The organism is Terrabacter sp. C0L_2, assembly GCF_036352015.1.
GTDB classification, from domain to species: Bacteria; Actinomycetota; Actinomycetes; order Actinomycetales; family Dermatophilaceae; genus Terrabacter; species Terrabacter tumescens.
Genome location: NZ_CP143557.1, coordinates 3,387,060 through 3,400,740 on the forward strand (window position 1 = coordinate 3,387,060; position 13,681 = coordinate 3,400,740).

A 13,681-nucleotide genomic window follows, 5' to 3' on the forward strand; every position below is an offset into this window, starting at 1 on the left:
GCCCTAGCGGCGACGTCGCAGTGTCGTTGTCTCGCAGCGGGACCCGCACCATCGAGCGGCACCGTCGCGGCCGCCGGCAGGGACGCAGGGGGTCCCCTGCCCCTGCCGGCGGCCGAGGGTCAGTTCGCGGCCCGGGTGACGAGGCCGTGGTGGCGCGACGTGCCGTCTCGCAGAGTCACGGGGTTCGCAAGGGCTCGGGCTCGTCACGCACCACCCAGGCGTCTCTGGTGTCCGGCCGACGTTCGATGAGGCCGTAGGCCTGCATCCGGTGGAGGATGTGCAGCAGCATGTGCGGCCGGCAGGCGGTCTTCACATCGGCCAGGGTGAGCTCCGCCCCGGGCCGCCAGATGGGCAGGTCCATGATCTCCCGAGCCTGCGGCGTGGGCGTGTACGGGTGCCGGTCGAGCTCGTAGCGCAGTTCCATCTCGCACGCCTGCCGGGACATCGTCAGGACCTGCACGTACTCCGCTGGGAGCCGGACGTCGTCCGGCATGCCGTACTGGTTCGCGTCGGGCATCCGTCCGCATGCGCACACGAGGCCGCGGGGCACCTCGGGGACGAGGACCACGGAGCGGATCTGCCGGCCGCACTGGCACTGAAGAGGTCTGAAGTGCGGCACGAGCCGGGCGCGTTCACCGAGCGCGTCTGGACATGGGAGGTGCGACACGGTCAGGCTCGGCGCCTTCTCCGTGCGGCGGTCCCCTCGCCCCGGTGGGATGGTCTGCGCCAGCGTCGTCCATGAGGCCGGGTCGCGCACCGGTGCGAGCCGTCGGAGCTCGGTCAGGCAGAGGTCGCCCTCGTCGGGGCATGCGTGCAGCAGGAACTGGCGTTTCACGCTGTACCTGATGTAGCGCCGGTCGATCAGGTCCGGCGAACGGTACGTGCGGGTGAGCCAATCGACGAGGGGCTTCTCGCGCCACTGCGGGCCGACCCACTCGGGAAACGGGTGGCCAGTCAGCCCGTTCAGCACGACCCACGGGGTCTCGGCGAGCAGGCTGCCGCGCAGCGAGTACAGCGCGGCCCCGCCGAGGAGCCCGGCCTCCTGGATCAGCTCGACCGGAACGGCGTTGCGCGAGCGGTCCGACACGCGCGTGCTCGTGCTGCGGGCTCGACCCCCGACCGGCCACCGGACGGGACCGATCTCGACGACGGCTCCCTCGGGGGTGGGCAGGCGCAGGCTGGCCTCCGCCTCCCATCCGCCACCTGGGCTCTCACGCAGGATGAAGTGGGGCATGACCGTCCTGAGCGCCTGGAACTGCTCCTGGGTCACGAGCTCGCTGCTGTTCAGCTGTTGGAACGCGAGCTCGAGGGTGCGCAGCAGGGTCGGGACCTGCGCGGGAACCTCGCTCGGCGCCTCGGCGTGCGCTTCGAGCGACGCGAGCTGCTGCTGCACGTGCTCGGCGTCCTCACGCGCCTGGTTCTCCTGATCCCGGTACTCGGCCAGCTGCCCCTCATTCATGGCGGACATGACCATGTGGACGGCCACCTTGATGCGGCGTTCGGCGTCGGCGAGCTGGAGCCGGAGCAGCTCGGCCCGATGGTGGGCCGGTGTGGAGTAGAGGCTCGTCCCAGCCGGGTTGGCCTCGACGGTGCCCTGCAGGATGCTGAGGGGCACGCCCGAGCGGCACGCGCTGATGAGCGCCTGCAGCATGCCCGTCATGAGCGACTTCTTCGTGAACGAGGCGACCTTGGTGCCGGAGTGGACCGTGGGCAGCGGGGCATCTTCATTCTCCCCGCCTGATCCACCTTCTGCGCCGCCGCCCGCGTGCACTCTTCGGCTCCGGACGGATGACGCCGGGAGGAGCACGGGCTCAAGGGCGGTCGGTGCGGCCAGCCGGCTGGCGGTCATCATCGCTCCTCGGCGCGGGACTGGCTGCGCAGGGACAGCGGCACGGCCGACCCGATGTGCGTGCTGCCTTGGGGCAGGGTGCCCGTCGGCCAACGGAGCACGTTGTAGTGATCGCCGTGGACGCGCATCTCGTAGCGGTAGGCGTCATCGCCCCAGCTGCGTCCGCCCAGGGCGGCGACGAGACGCTTGGCGTAGGCGCCGGCCCGGCGCCGCTTCGTCGCGACGTCCTTGCCGTGCAGGTGCGAGTTGCCGAACAGGTCCTCGTGCAGGTGCGGCGCCCCGCTGGCGGTACGGACGTGGACGGACAGCGGGCGGCGCGCTGAGCGCCCGGCCGCGACACTGGCATGGTTGAGCACGGCCTGCTCCTCCACCATGCGCAGGACCTCCTCGTCGGCCCAGCCCCCGTCGGGCAGGTCGAGCCGGTAGAGCAACTGCAGCTCGCCCGGGTCATCGGCAGAGGCGCGCATGACGGGAACGCCGGCGACTTCTTGGGCGTCATGGAACGGGTTCGTGGTCCGGTGGAGGAACTCGCCCCGGGTCCAGACCGGGGTCAGTGCGTAGAGGCGCCCGACGAGCACTTCGGGTCGGGAGAGCCCGTCCACGGAGACGCGCTGGCCGAAGCGCTTGATGACCTTCTTGCTCATCAGCCCGGCTTCGCCGAGGCGGCGGACGCGCTCGGCGGGCGGCAGCTCCATGGCGAGGATGTTCAGCATGTTGCGGATGAGCTCGCGCTGTTCCGGGTCGATGACGACCCGGCGCCCCTTGCCGAAGCGGTACCCGTAGGGGACGGCCTCCGCGCCGAAGGGCCATGCGTCTCGCCGCCACTGGGCGACGCGTCCGGCTGCGGTGCGCTGCACGATCCAGTCTCGTTCCATGGAGGCTGAGATCGCCATCATCATGAACATCATGAGGCCGAAGGGGCGGTTGGCGCCGTCGAACTTGAACTCGACCTGCTTGGTGACGATCCGGTCGACACGGTCGATGAGGGCGTCCTGGATCTTGGCCTGCTGGCTGGTCGAGCGGACGAGGCGGCCGATGTTTGCGACGTAGATCGTGTGGGGGCACAGACGTCGGATGGTGTCCGTCAGGATCGTCGTGAACTCGTTCTCGCGGGAGTCGCTCAGGCGGGTGGCGGACGCCATGGACCACAGGTGCCAGTAGCCGCCGAACTCGAACAGCAGGGCCTTGGTGGCCCCCTCTTGGATGCGCTCGATTTTGATGGTGACGACTCGGGCGCGTCCGTCCGGCTCGTGTGTCGTGACGTCGATGGTGTCCTTGGCGTACATCGGGCTGAGGCCGAGAGCGCGGACCGCGTCGATCTCGGGGATGTGGATCATCTGGTATGTCTGCTCGCGCATTCCGTCGAAGAAGACGACTTGGTGCTCGTCGGACTCGCGGACGACGACGAGGGCCGTTGCTCGGAATGCGAGGGGGCTGACCGGGCTAGCGAACGCGGCCTGGTGTGCGCGGTTAGCGGTTGTCGTTGTCATGGTTCTTCCTCGGTCGTGCCGGCCGGGCGGCCGGCTTCTGATGGGTCGACGGTGAAGCGAGGAGGGCCCAGGACCGGGCGACCAGCTGGCCGAAGGATCGGCTTGTGCTGACGGGGCGCACTGTTGCTCGAGGCGAGTCCTGCATCTCCCAAGTGTAGGTTTTTACCTACACTTAGCAAGGTGCTCTTTCCTACTCACTCGGGTGTGTGCATGTGATGAGCAACGCTCACCTCCTCATCCACCGAGGCGCACGGTGCGCGACATGTCGAGTCGCGCAAGGAGGCGTCCGGGCCGAACCGCCAACCGACCGAGCGATCAGCAGACACGAGCGGCCGTGCGCGTACGATCACCACCATGCCGCGCCGATCGGGCCCACCGGGGTCACCCAGCGACTGGCTGGCGGATGGGGAATGGCCCGACGGCGACTTCAAAGCGGACGCCCCCGAGGTGGTCGCATACGCCGTCCAGATCGCCCGGGCCCTCGATGAGGCGCTCGAGGGCCAGGTGCGCTCACACGTTGCACAGTCGGCCGGCATTGAGCGCAGCACGCTCTACGACATCCTGGCCGGCAACACATGGCCGGACATGGTGACGCTCGCCAAGCTCGAACAGGCACTCAGCGTCACCTTGTGGCCCAGCCAGCCGCCCACACTCCCCCGTTCACCACGCCCCAGCCGGCCCACCAGTTCCTGACGGGGCGCCGAGGACCTCGCCGTGGCGTCTCGCAGAGGCGATTGGCGCTCCCGACGAGCAGGTCTGATCCGAGTACGCGTAGGCTTCCCGGGCGCGTGAAGGGGCGTGCCACGCGTGCGTACCCGCACACCACCGTCTCTGCGACGATGTCGGCGCGCCGCGCACGGCCCGGGAGCCTAGCCCCCCGGGCCGGACAGCCGGCGGCGCAGCGCACGCATGAGCGGTGACCCTTCAAGCCAGGCCTGAGGCGTTAGATCTCGCAACGGCGTCGCCCCCGCAGACTCGGCCACGTTGTCTGTAGAGAGACGACCAAGCATCTCGTCGCCGATACGCTGCAGAAGGTCGCGGCGCACCGTCATCAGGTAGTAGTACTCGGCAAGAGACTCGAGCATGTCGATGACGCGCTCCACGTACAGGGCGCTCATGTCGGTCAGCATGTGCGGGGTCTGATTCCGGTCCACCCACCACTGATCCTGGTCGAAGACTCGAAGGTCGAGGATCCCCGCTTCGTGCTGCCTCCAGGCCGTGAAGGGCAGCTCTCCAGGCCACAGGTCGGCGTCCGAAGGCACCGGGCTGCGGACCGGATCGCCGACAGGCTGGTCCTCGACCGGGGTCGCCGTGAACGTTTGCCGCCCATCTCGGCCGGCACCGTCACGGTCCAGCGACCCGTTCCAGGCCCGCAGCTCCCGCCTCCCGCCGACCACCTTGGCGACATGGCGCAGCCTTCGACGGACGCGACGGCTGACGCCGAGCGCCCAGGCAGCGCCGAACGCCGATGCCGTCACGGCGAAGCGGGCATCCACCCGCGACCAGCCCAGCCCCGGAGGTGACCCTGAACCTCGCGAGCAGTCTCCGACCTTGCGGACACTCATGGTGTCTCAGGCGGTGATGTGAGCCGTCGTACCCGCAGGACTCGCGAGCTGTAGCGGATCGTCGAGATACCGTCGTCCCGGAGGAGGAGGATGAGCACCATCGGGTGCCCGACTCGCAGGTCGACCACGCTACGCAGCGGCACCCACGCCCCATCCCCGCGGAGCCCAGGCGCAGCCACCGGGGTGCGTCGCACCCTGCCGCCCGTCAGATCGAGCGTGTACTCGGAGCCCTCGGTCGTCACCTGCCACCACATGCCTTCAGCCTCGGGACCGCCGCCGGACACCTCGCCGGACACCTCGCCGGGGTGAGCGTGAACAGGCCCCCCTGGCCCACCTGTGCGGGATTCCGCGTCATCCATGTGCCACCCCTCCCGGGGCTCGGTCTCGAACCGAAGGACGGATTCGGTATCCGACCTGTCCGGCGTACACGTCAGCGGGACCGCGGGCGCGCCGTACCAGCCCACCTCCGTGAGTATAGACCTCTACACGCTGTGGCATGGGGGCATGCCTCCTCGCCCGCGCCGTGCAGGGGCTCGGCGTGGGTCCATCTCCCCGGAGCTGCAGTCGGCGATCCGGGCCGAGGCGGAGCGGCTCGCGGCCATGCCGGACCCGGTGCTCACGACGAAGGCGGTCGGTGACCTCTTCGCGGCCATCGACCGTGAGCTCGACAGGGTCGCCAAGGTGCGCCTGAAAGCGGTGCGCGAGCTGCGACGCGGCGGCTGGTCCTACGACCGCATCGCCGCCGCGACCGGGCTGTCGAAGGGCCGAGTGGCCCAGCTGGTCAAGGACGACCGCCAACCGGCCTCGGTCCGCGCCGCTGGCCGCACATCCACCTAATCCCCCGGACCTGCCCCACAGACGGGGTCACCGCCGCCGCGGCCAGTCACGACCCACAGGCCGATGACGGCGGCGCCGAAGGGTCGGTACCCGCAGCGAGCTCGACGAACCCGCCACTGTCGGCGCCGGGCCGTAGCCTGCGAGCAGCCGAGGGGTCACGTGCCGGATGCACGCGACGGCAACCGACGAAGGGGAACTCATGACGGACCAGCTCGTGAACCGTGACCATCTCAAGCAGGCCCGGGGCGTGCTGCCCTACCGAACCAAGGACCCGGTCCTGCCCAACCCGAACGCGACCGGCCAGTTCCTGTTCGTGACCCTGCGCCCGGACCTCGACGTCACCGGGGTGCGAGACTTCCTGACGTCCGTCGAGCAGGCCACCCAGCAGCTACGGGAGCAGAAGAGCGGCCCGGACCGGGTCGCGACCGTGGCCACCGGGTTCTCCGGCACGTTCTTCACCCGCACCGACGGCACCGCGCGGTTCGATGGGATCGGGCAGGTCCCCGCCGGCCTGAGGATGCCGCCCGTCGTCGCCGCCTCCGAGAGCGTCCCGGCCGACCTGGTCGTCTACGTCGTGTCGACGTCGGAAGGGTGCGCCGCCCGGTTCATCGCAAGCATCAGCACGCACCCCGCCGTCGCGGCGGTCGACCTCGAGCGCGGCTACCAGCGCCTCGACCGGGACGAGCCGTTCGGCTACCGCGACGGGGTGCGCAACATCGAGGAGAAGAAGGACCGGCGCGAGGTCGTGTTCATCGACCGGGACACACTGCCGGAAGAGCCGTGGTGGGCCCACGACGGCACCTACCTGGCCTACCTCAAGGTCGAGCAGGACGTGACCGCGATGGCGGCCAAGCCCGCCGCCGAACAGGACGCCGTCATCGGCCGCGACCGGCACGGTCGCCGTCTGGACCACGCAGCGGGGTCAGAGCCCACCGTCCGCGCCGAAGGAGCGTTCACGGATCCGCTCGTCCCTCCCGTGGACTCGCACGTGCGAAAGACCGGCCCACGCGGCGCGGCGCAGGACACGGTGCGCATCTTCCGCCGCGGCCTGCCCTACTTTGAGGTCGGGGCTGACGGGCGACTGGCCCAGGGACTGCAGTTCGCGTCGTTCCAAGCGAGCCTCGACGCGTTCGACGTCGTCTTCAACCGGTGGATGACCAACCCGAGCTTCCCCCCGGGCGTGCCGACCGGTCCGGACCGGCTCCTGAGCGTGGTCACGGTGCGCCGGCACGGGTTCTTCTTCATCCCACCGGAGGTGACCGACCACCCGCTCGGCGCGGTGATGTTCATGCCCGAGCCCGCGACACGCAAGCCCAAGACGGGCAAGGTCGCCATCCGCAAGACGCTGCGTGACGCTGCGACCGGCGGGGCTCACCGCGGCGAGCTGTCCGGGTTCACGTTCGCGCTGCTCGACCCGACCACGAGCGCGCCGGTCGGGGCCTCCTTCACCACGGACGGCCTCGGCCACGCCCTGTCCGATGACGTCGCCCTCGGCACGTACACGCTGCGGGAGGTGGCCACGGTCGGCGGTGTCCCCGCCGCACCCGACCAAACGGTCACGCTCTCCAGCGCGCGCGAGGTGGTCCGGGTCGAAAACACCGTCCCGGCCGGGACGGTGTACTGACACCCGAGCCCACTAAGGACGACGGCGCAGGCGGGCGGTGACACCGATCTGCCCCTCACACCCGCTCGTTGTCGTTGACGTGGCGCCGCCCGGCGCCGCGTCAACGGCAGCCCGCACGCTTGGGCCCGCGGGTACCCTGCCCGCATGCCCCTTCCCCTCTCGCGCAGCGCGCTGGACCGCCTCGGCAAACGGTTGGCCGCCGAGACCGTCTCGACGGCCGACTGGGGCACCTTCGAGACCGTCCTGGACGCGTACCAAGCGACCCTCGATGACGCCCAAGGCATCCTCGAGGCGGCCGGGTTCGAACCGACCACCCGGGTGAAGTCCACCGGCACGCTGGTCGAGAAGCTGTCCCGCGGCACGTCGTTCAAGTCCGTCCAGGACGTCGCCGGCGCACGCGTCGTCGTCAACGGTGGCCGCGTCGACCAAGACCGTGCGGTCGCGCGGATCGCGAAGGCCTTCACCGCGGTCGGCACCACCGTCAAGATCCTGGACCGTCGCGCCTCCCCCAACCACGGGTACCGCGCCGTCCATCTCATACTCATCCACCAAGGGCTGCCGCTCGAGGTGCAGGTCCGCACTCCCCTCCAAGACCTGTGGGCCCAGATCACCGAACGACTCGGTGACCTCTGGGGGCGGGAGTTGCGCTACGGGGAACCGCTCGTCCCGCCGAACCAGCCCGTCGTGCTAGGGATGACCGCACCGGTTTTCACCCGTGAGAACTTCGTGGATATGCTGCTGGCTACGTCCGAGGAGATCGACCGCGTCGAACAGATGCAGATGCGGCGATACCAGGAGCAGGACGAGATCGTCATCAGGGTGACGGAACAAACAGGCGTAACGCCTCCGTTGGACGAGACAGAAGATACTCTGCGCAGGACGATGGAAGACATCATGCGCCTGGTGAGAAAGCTCGAAGGAGGGTGAGCAACGTGAACCACTACCTCATCGTGTTCGACCGCTCCGAGTCCCGGCTGCTCTCCCTCGAGGAGTGCGCGTCATCCCGTGAGGCCATGAAGGCCCGGTTCCGAGCTGAGTCGCTTCACCGGGGACATCCCGAGATTGAGATCGTCGTACTCGGCGCGCGGTCGAAGGAGGCGCTGCGCACCACGCATGCACGCTACTTCGAGCAGATGAAGGACATGGCGGCCCGCGCCGTCGGGATGATGACGCAGCAGCGCACCGCCGCCGCCGGCGCCTGAGCACACCGCCCCGGCGCCTCCCCGCCCTGTTCGAACGTCACCACCTGCGCGCCTTCAGAGACTCGCCAAGCCCGCCCCCGGCAGACGGCCCAGCGAAGCTCATCTCGGTCGTGAGTCAGCCAACGCTTCGGGCCCCGCTCAGGCCCTGGGCCAGGGATCTAGTCAATGCGTTGGCCACGCCGGCTGCTCGGGAACGACCAACCGCATCCCGGTGAGCGGGCTCGTCGACCGCAGTTTCGACGAGCCACCAGCGGGCCGGACCTCAAGGTGCGCCTGCATCAGTTCCCCCTCCTCGAGCTGGTAGAGGACGAGTAGGGTCACCCACTCCTCGTCGCTCGTCAGCGGCCACTCGAGCACGGGCCTGGGCCGCAGACGCGACCCGCGAACCTCGAGCGGAGTCTCCGCAGAGGTGACCACCTGCCAGACACCGTCGACGGCAACCTCCAGGCCCGGGAGGACCTCGGCCAGTCCGGGCCGAGCCGGGGCTCCGCCCCACGTGTCGCTTGTAGGCGTCTGCGGCTCCCCCGACCCCGCGGCGGGTGGGGACCCCGGGGCGGGTGGGGGCCCCGGGGAGCCCGGAGAGCCCGAGGAGCCCGGCCCGAACGCCGCGTCGGCGGCACAACCTGCAGCGCCCGCGCGGCCCCTGACCCGCCCGTGGTCCACGCCAGCTCGCCCCACGTGCCGACCGGCACGCCTGACGCGGTACAGCGCCGCGATGGATGACGACTGACGCCAGTAGTCCCAGACCGCGTACTCAGCTGGCGAGTCGACCCAGATGAAGAACGTGTCACCGACGCGTGGCCAACGCTCCACGCTCGTCAGCCGGAGCACGGACACGTCGTGAGGAAACGCGTTGGAGCGCTCACCCGGCAGACGCAGGTACGCCCCAGCGTCCAGGTCGAAAAGATGCAGAGAACCCCGGCTCCGGGCAAGGTACAGCCCACCGCGCTCCTCGACGTCCCCGACGTCCCCGACGTCCCCGACATCCCCGACGGACTCGACGGACTCGACGGACTCGACGGACTCGACGGACTCGACGGACTCGACGGACTCGACGGACATAGCACCGCCCCCAGCGCCGCCCCTGCTCCGCCGCGTCCTACGCGTCTCGTGGCCCACACCGTGAAGTGTAGACCTCTACATGTCGAGGCTCATTGCGATCGGGACGTCCTCGACAGCGCTCTGCGCGTCCATGCAGACAGCCCCAGCGGGAGCTAGGGGCCAGCAACTCCGACGCTGCGGCCGGGCCGGCCTGGCCTACGGTTCCGCACCGGCCCCCGTCTTGGCGCGACGTTGCAAGGCACGCATGAGCGCAGTGGCCTGGAGCCAGACGTCTGGCCCTTGACCGAGCGAGGACCACAGATGGTCGCGGCGACGGTTCCCGTGGTGCGGGCCAGGACCGCGCCTAAGAGCGGAGGCGTGGACGAACTCCACAGCCTGCGCCCTGCTCGGCACCTCGCCCCGCGACGCAGCCACGCTCGACGCAGCCACCCTCGACGCCGTCGGGGGTACCGGCGTCGTGGCCGTCGGGCGATCCTGGTCATCACGTTCGGACGAGGTTCGTGGCATCTGCTCGGTCTGGCCCGCACCGACTGCCAGCAGGCGCAGGCCGACCTCCCGACGCAGGACGAGCAGGTAGAAGACGTCACGGTGCGTGCGCAGGAACGCGATGACGTCCTCGAGCTCGGTCACCGTCATCCCGGCCAACGAACGGCGTCTTCCGTCGCGGTCGACCCAAGCGCGTCCTTGTTCCAGGACGCGTACGTCGAAAGTGGGACCTGGGGCGCGCTGGGCACGACCCCGACCCGGCTGGTGAGCGCTCACCATGCCCTGAAGTGTAGACCTCTTCACGTCAACGGCCGTTGAGCCTAGGCGGCTTCGTGCCTGGAAGAACGCTTCGGCGTCGCCACAGACAGCTGCGCGCCGGACGCGGCCCATGTCTGCTCTTGAACGGTGCGTCGACGGTCACCGACGCGGCCTCGGTACGCCAGGTGCGCGTTCACGGCGAGCACGGTGCGGGAGGGGTCGCGCGGGTCGGCCGCTCGCCGAACCAGACCGGTCGTTTCCAGGTGGGAGATCGCTCGACTGACGGTGGGGCGGTCCCGCCCGAGCTGACGCGCGAGGTGGGCGATGTTCAGGTGCAGGACGTTGTTGTAGTCCATCATGTTGCACAGGGCCGTCCACACGTGCCAGTGCACGCCGGTTAGACTCCGGGCCGCGGGCGAGGAGGCGAACAGCATCATGTCGCCGTTGAACGACATCGTGAACGGGTCGCCGTGACGTGGGGGCGGCTCGGCCATCTCGACCATGCGCACCTCGCCGGTCTCGAGCTCGACCACCTCCTTGGCTCGGGTGCGCGCCGATGTGACGCGTCCACGTGTAGGCGCTCCAGAGGCTGAGGTCGGTGCCGCCTGTGACGTCCGGGCGGTCGTGGTGCGACGAGGGGGTGGCTGCGCGCCCTCGACGGGTCGCGAGCAGCCGTCCGCTGTCGAGGCCATCTGGACGGCCGCGGACGAGGTGCCCGGTGATGCAGGGGTGACGGGGGTGGTGGTCAGCATGGTGCGCTCCTGAGGTGGACGAAAGCGCCAGTGGCGGCCCTCGTTCGGTGGTGGAGCGGTCACGGTCCGGATACCGCAGACGACGGCAGTCGCCCCGGACCCTTTCGGGCCAGACCAACGTGCCGACCGTCTGCGCCCGAGGTGCGGATGACGACCTGGAGTCCGCAGCAGCGAGCGCACAACCGCATCACCGCCCCCGCGCGACAGTTGGCCTGCGAGTAGCGGGGAGAGCGTGCTCAACCCGGCACGGTGACGTGTCCCGACCGCACCTCGTACAGGCCTCTGATCTGGGCAAACGCCGCCTGCTCCCTTCTCCTTCTCTGCCTCGTTCGCGGTGGCGCCCGCCAAGGCGCCGTGACGTGACACGTCTCGGACGTGGGATCACTCGCGGCCAGCCATGCGGGCGTGGTCGCGTCCTCGCCCGACTGGCTTGGGCGGAGACCGCATCCCACCCCCTGGTGTGCGCCAGGTCCGGGTTCCTATTGAGGGGAGCATCGCCGTCGGCCGCGCCCGAGGTGCGAGGGCAAGAGAACCGGCGGGGTCGCCCCAGCCACCTGCAGGACGCGGCCACCTCCTGCATTGCCGGCGTGCCGGCGTGGACCCGGTCTGCGCGACCGGCCCGGTCGGCGGTGGTGCTGAGAGTGATGCTGAGGGTGACGCTGCAGGGGCCGCCGAAAGCGACGCTGCGCCCCCGACCGCACCCAGGACCGTCCCGGACCTGGTCGGGACCGCGGGCCGCGCCAGATGTCATCGGTCAGACGATGCTCGTCCGACGGACGGAAGACTGTCCGAGCTCACCACGCGCTGGGCTGTGAAGCGAGCTACGGGCCCGTCTGGGCGCTCGTGTAGGCCTGCAGCACTTCCCTCGGGAGCCTTCCTCGCACCCCGACCTCGAGCCCGTTCGCTCGGGCCCATGTGCGCACCTCCGCCGGACTCGGCGCAGGAGGGTTGTCCACGGCACGGGGGCCCACGACGTCGGGCAACGGGGAGACAGACTCGGCGAGAGCCACCATGCCGGGCTCAGCGGCCCGGGGAACCTCCAGGACGGCGCCGGCCACCCTGGACAGCGACGGCTGCAGATGCGACAGCATGACCCGGTAGACGCGAGGGTGCACGATGCGGGTGCCGAGCTCGCGGGCCCGTGCCGCCTTACCCCCGTCCATGGACCCGTCGCTGACCAGAGCCGCCACCTTGGCCGAGACCGTTCCCAGGACGCGCACTCCTAGGCGCTCCGACTCAGCCTCGAGCAGGGCCCGAAGGTCTTCGTCGCAGCCGGTGAAAACGACCTTGTCTCCGACACGCAGAGGCGCCCCGTGTTCCCACGTCTCAGGCAACGGCTTCAGGCCCTCACTGAGGCGAGCATGCCGAGCCTGTTCAGCTCGATCCAGAAGTGCCGGGATGATCCTCGCGTCGACGGCGAGCATGGCCGCGACGGTGCCCAACTCCGCGCGTTCCGCCCTCGAGACCTTGCCGTCGGCTAGAGCCCCGTGGGCCAGTGCCAAGACGAAGGCCCGGTTCGCGGCGGCGACGTCCTCGGGCATCAGCGACATCACGCCCGACACTGCGCGCAGGTCTGCCGCCTCGTCGTCCGTGATCTCGCCATCCTCGAGAGCTTCAGCCAGTTTCTCCAAGTACGCCAGCGTCCCTTGCGGCGCGCCCTCATCGAGGGCGTCGACGAGGGAGAACCGCTCGATGAGGTCGAGAAGGCTGGCGGCGGGCGGCGCTGCCGACTCCCGGGCGATCACCTGCTGCGCCCGGGCACTGAGCGGCCGTGAGGTCGCTGGAGTCCCTGGTGAGGTCCACCGTGTCGTGGGCGAGTCCGGGGTAGACCGGGACGTCGCGCTCGTCGGCCATTCGATAGAGAACGCCTGCTCAATGAGGTGCGCGTGCTCCGGCAGCGGTGGGTATCCGGTCGCGGGGTGCATGAACGCCGCGAGGAGCGACGCGGTCGCGCGCGCATCACCCAGAGCCGAGTGAGCGCCGTTCACCGGTACCCCGACGGCCCAGCAGCAGTCTGCGAGGCGCCGACGGTCCAGAGACGGCAGGTGGTACTCGGACGCCTGCAGTGTGCACAGAGCCGGGACGAACGGTAGGTCCCAGCCGGCCCGTTGGTACTCCCTCCGGACGAAGGCCAGGTCGAACCTCGCGTTGTGTGCGGCAACGGCAGCCTTGGCGAGGCGCCGGTTCAGCTCTGGGAGGACCTCAGCGAACACCGGAGCGTCCGCGACATCGGCCTGCGTGATGCCGTGGATGTGGGTTGCGCCGACCGGCCCTTGAGGGTTGACGCGCGTCGACCACTCGTCGAGCACGACGCCACGCAGGTCGTTCGTGACCACTGCGATCTCGACGACCCGGTGCTCGTTAGCGCGCAGCCCGGTGGTCTCGACATCCAGCACGGCGAACCGCGGTCGCTGCCAGATCTCCCCGGGCGCTCGAGCCGTCGTTCCGGGCACGCTCTCCAGGACGGAGCGGGTCTGCGTACCGCGTGTGCCCAGCAATCGTCGGAAGAACCCCACGCTCACTCCCCTGTGCGTCCGGTGGTGGTGCGCTCATGCT

General features: G+C 69.9%; 12 protein-coding genes. 5 read left to right on the forward strand and 7 right to left on the reverse strand.

Translation table 11 applies throughout. The features are described 5' to 3' along the window. Positions 1–175 precede the first annotated feature (175 nt). Both U5C87_RS15495 and U5C87_RS15500 read right to left on the reverse strand, forming a co-directional pair. Entirely contained in the window at positions 176–1,660 is a 1,485-nt protein-coding gene (locus U5C87_RS15495; RefSeq protein WP_330473414.1) for a hypothetical protein, read from the reverse strand. A 188-nt stretch (positions 1,661–1,848) separates the two neighbouring features. After that, on the reverse strand, positions 1,849–3,207 hold the full coding sequence (locus U5C87_RS15500) for a recombinase family protein (RefSeq protein ID WP_330473415.1): 1,359 nt from the start codon (positions 3,205–3,207) through the stop codon (positions 1,849–1,851). Positions 3,208–3,693: 486 nt separating this feature from the next. Here U5C87_RS15500 and U5C87_RS15505 point away from each other — a divergent pair, with 486 nt between their 5' ends. Further along, positions 3,694–4,032, forward strand: coding sequence for a helix-turn-helix domain-containing protein (locus tag U5C87_RS15505; protein ID WP_330473416.1), 339 nt, complete (start codon positions 3,694–3,696; stop codon positions 4,030–4,032). A gap of 176 nt (positions 4,033–4,208) precedes the next feature. Here U5C87_RS15505 and U5C87_RS15510 read toward each other — a convergent pair whose 3' ends face one another. Further along, the gene (locus U5C87_RS15510; protein ID WP_330473417.1) at positions 4,209–4,835 is read right to left on the reverse strand and encodes a hypothetical protein; all 627 of its coding nucleotides are present in this window, start codon (positions 4,833–4,835) and stop codon (positions 4,209–4,211) included. 573 nt (positions 4,836–5,408) lie between these two features. Here U5C87_RS15510 and U5C87_RS15515 point away from each other — a divergent pair. The 4 genes from U5C87_RS15515 to U5C87_RS15530 all read left to right on the forward strand — a co-directional run bounded on the left by U5C87_RS15515 (position 5,409) and on the right by U5C87_RS15530 (position 8,567). Next, positions 5,409–5,741, forward strand: coding sequence for a hypothetical protein (locus tag U5C87_RS15515; protein WP_330473418.1), 333 nt, complete (start codon positions 5,409–5,411; stop codon positions 5,739–5,741). Between the two features lie 199 nt (positions 5,742–5,940). Next, positions 5,941–7,365 (forward strand): Dyp-type peroxidase, encoded by a 1,425-nt coding sequence (locus tag U5C87_RS15520; RefSeq protein WP_330473419.1) that lies wholly within the window; start codon positions 5,941–5,943, stop codon positions 7,363–7,365. 144 nt (positions 7,366–7,509) lie between these two features. Continuing rightward, on the forward strand, positions 7,510–8,292 hold the full coding sequence (locus U5C87_RS15525; RefSeq protein WP_330473420.1) for a RelA/SpoT domain-containing protein: 783 nt from the start codon (positions 7,510–7,512) through the stop codon (positions 8,290–8,292). A gap of 5 nt (positions 8,293–8,297) precedes the next feature. Next, on the forward strand, positions 8,298–8,567 hold the full coding sequence (locus U5C87_RS15530) for a hypothetical protein (RefSeq protein WP_330473421.1): 270 nt from the start codon (positions 8,298–8,300) through the stop codon (positions 8,565–8,567). A 162-nt stretch (positions 8,568–8,729) separates the two neighbouring features. On the opposite strand, the gene U5C87_RS15535 is transcribed toward U5C87_RS15530, so the two are convergent. From U5C87_RS15535 to U5C87_RS15550, 4 genes are all read right to left on the reverse strand, one after another. Next, on the reverse strand, positions 8,730–9,629 hold the full coding sequence (locus U5C87_RS15535; RefSeq protein ID WP_330473422.1) for a hypothetical protein: 900 nt from the start codon (positions 9,627–9,629) through the stop codon (positions 8,730–8,732). A gap of 195 nt (positions 9,630–9,824) precedes the next feature. After that, entirely contained in the window at positions 9,825–10,265 is a 441-nt protein-coding gene (locus U5C87_RS15540; protein ID WP_330473423.1) for a hypothetical protein, read from the reverse strand. A 170-nt stretch (positions 10,266–10,435) separates the two neighbouring features. Next, positions 10,436–10,906: a MarR family transcriptional regulator gene (locus U5C87_RS15545; protein ID WP_330473424.1), complete on the reverse strand. Its 471-nt coding sequence runs from the start codon at positions 10,904–10,906 to the stop codon at positions 10,436–10,438. A gap of 1,040 nt (positions 10,907–11,946) precedes the next feature. Further along, complete coding sequence (locus U5C87_RS15550; protein ID WP_330473425.1) at positions 11,947–13,641, reverse strand: exonuclease domain-containing protein; 1,695 nt, start codon at positions 13,639–13,641, stop codon at positions 11,947–11,949. Positions 13,642–13,681 lie beyond the last annotated feature (40 nt).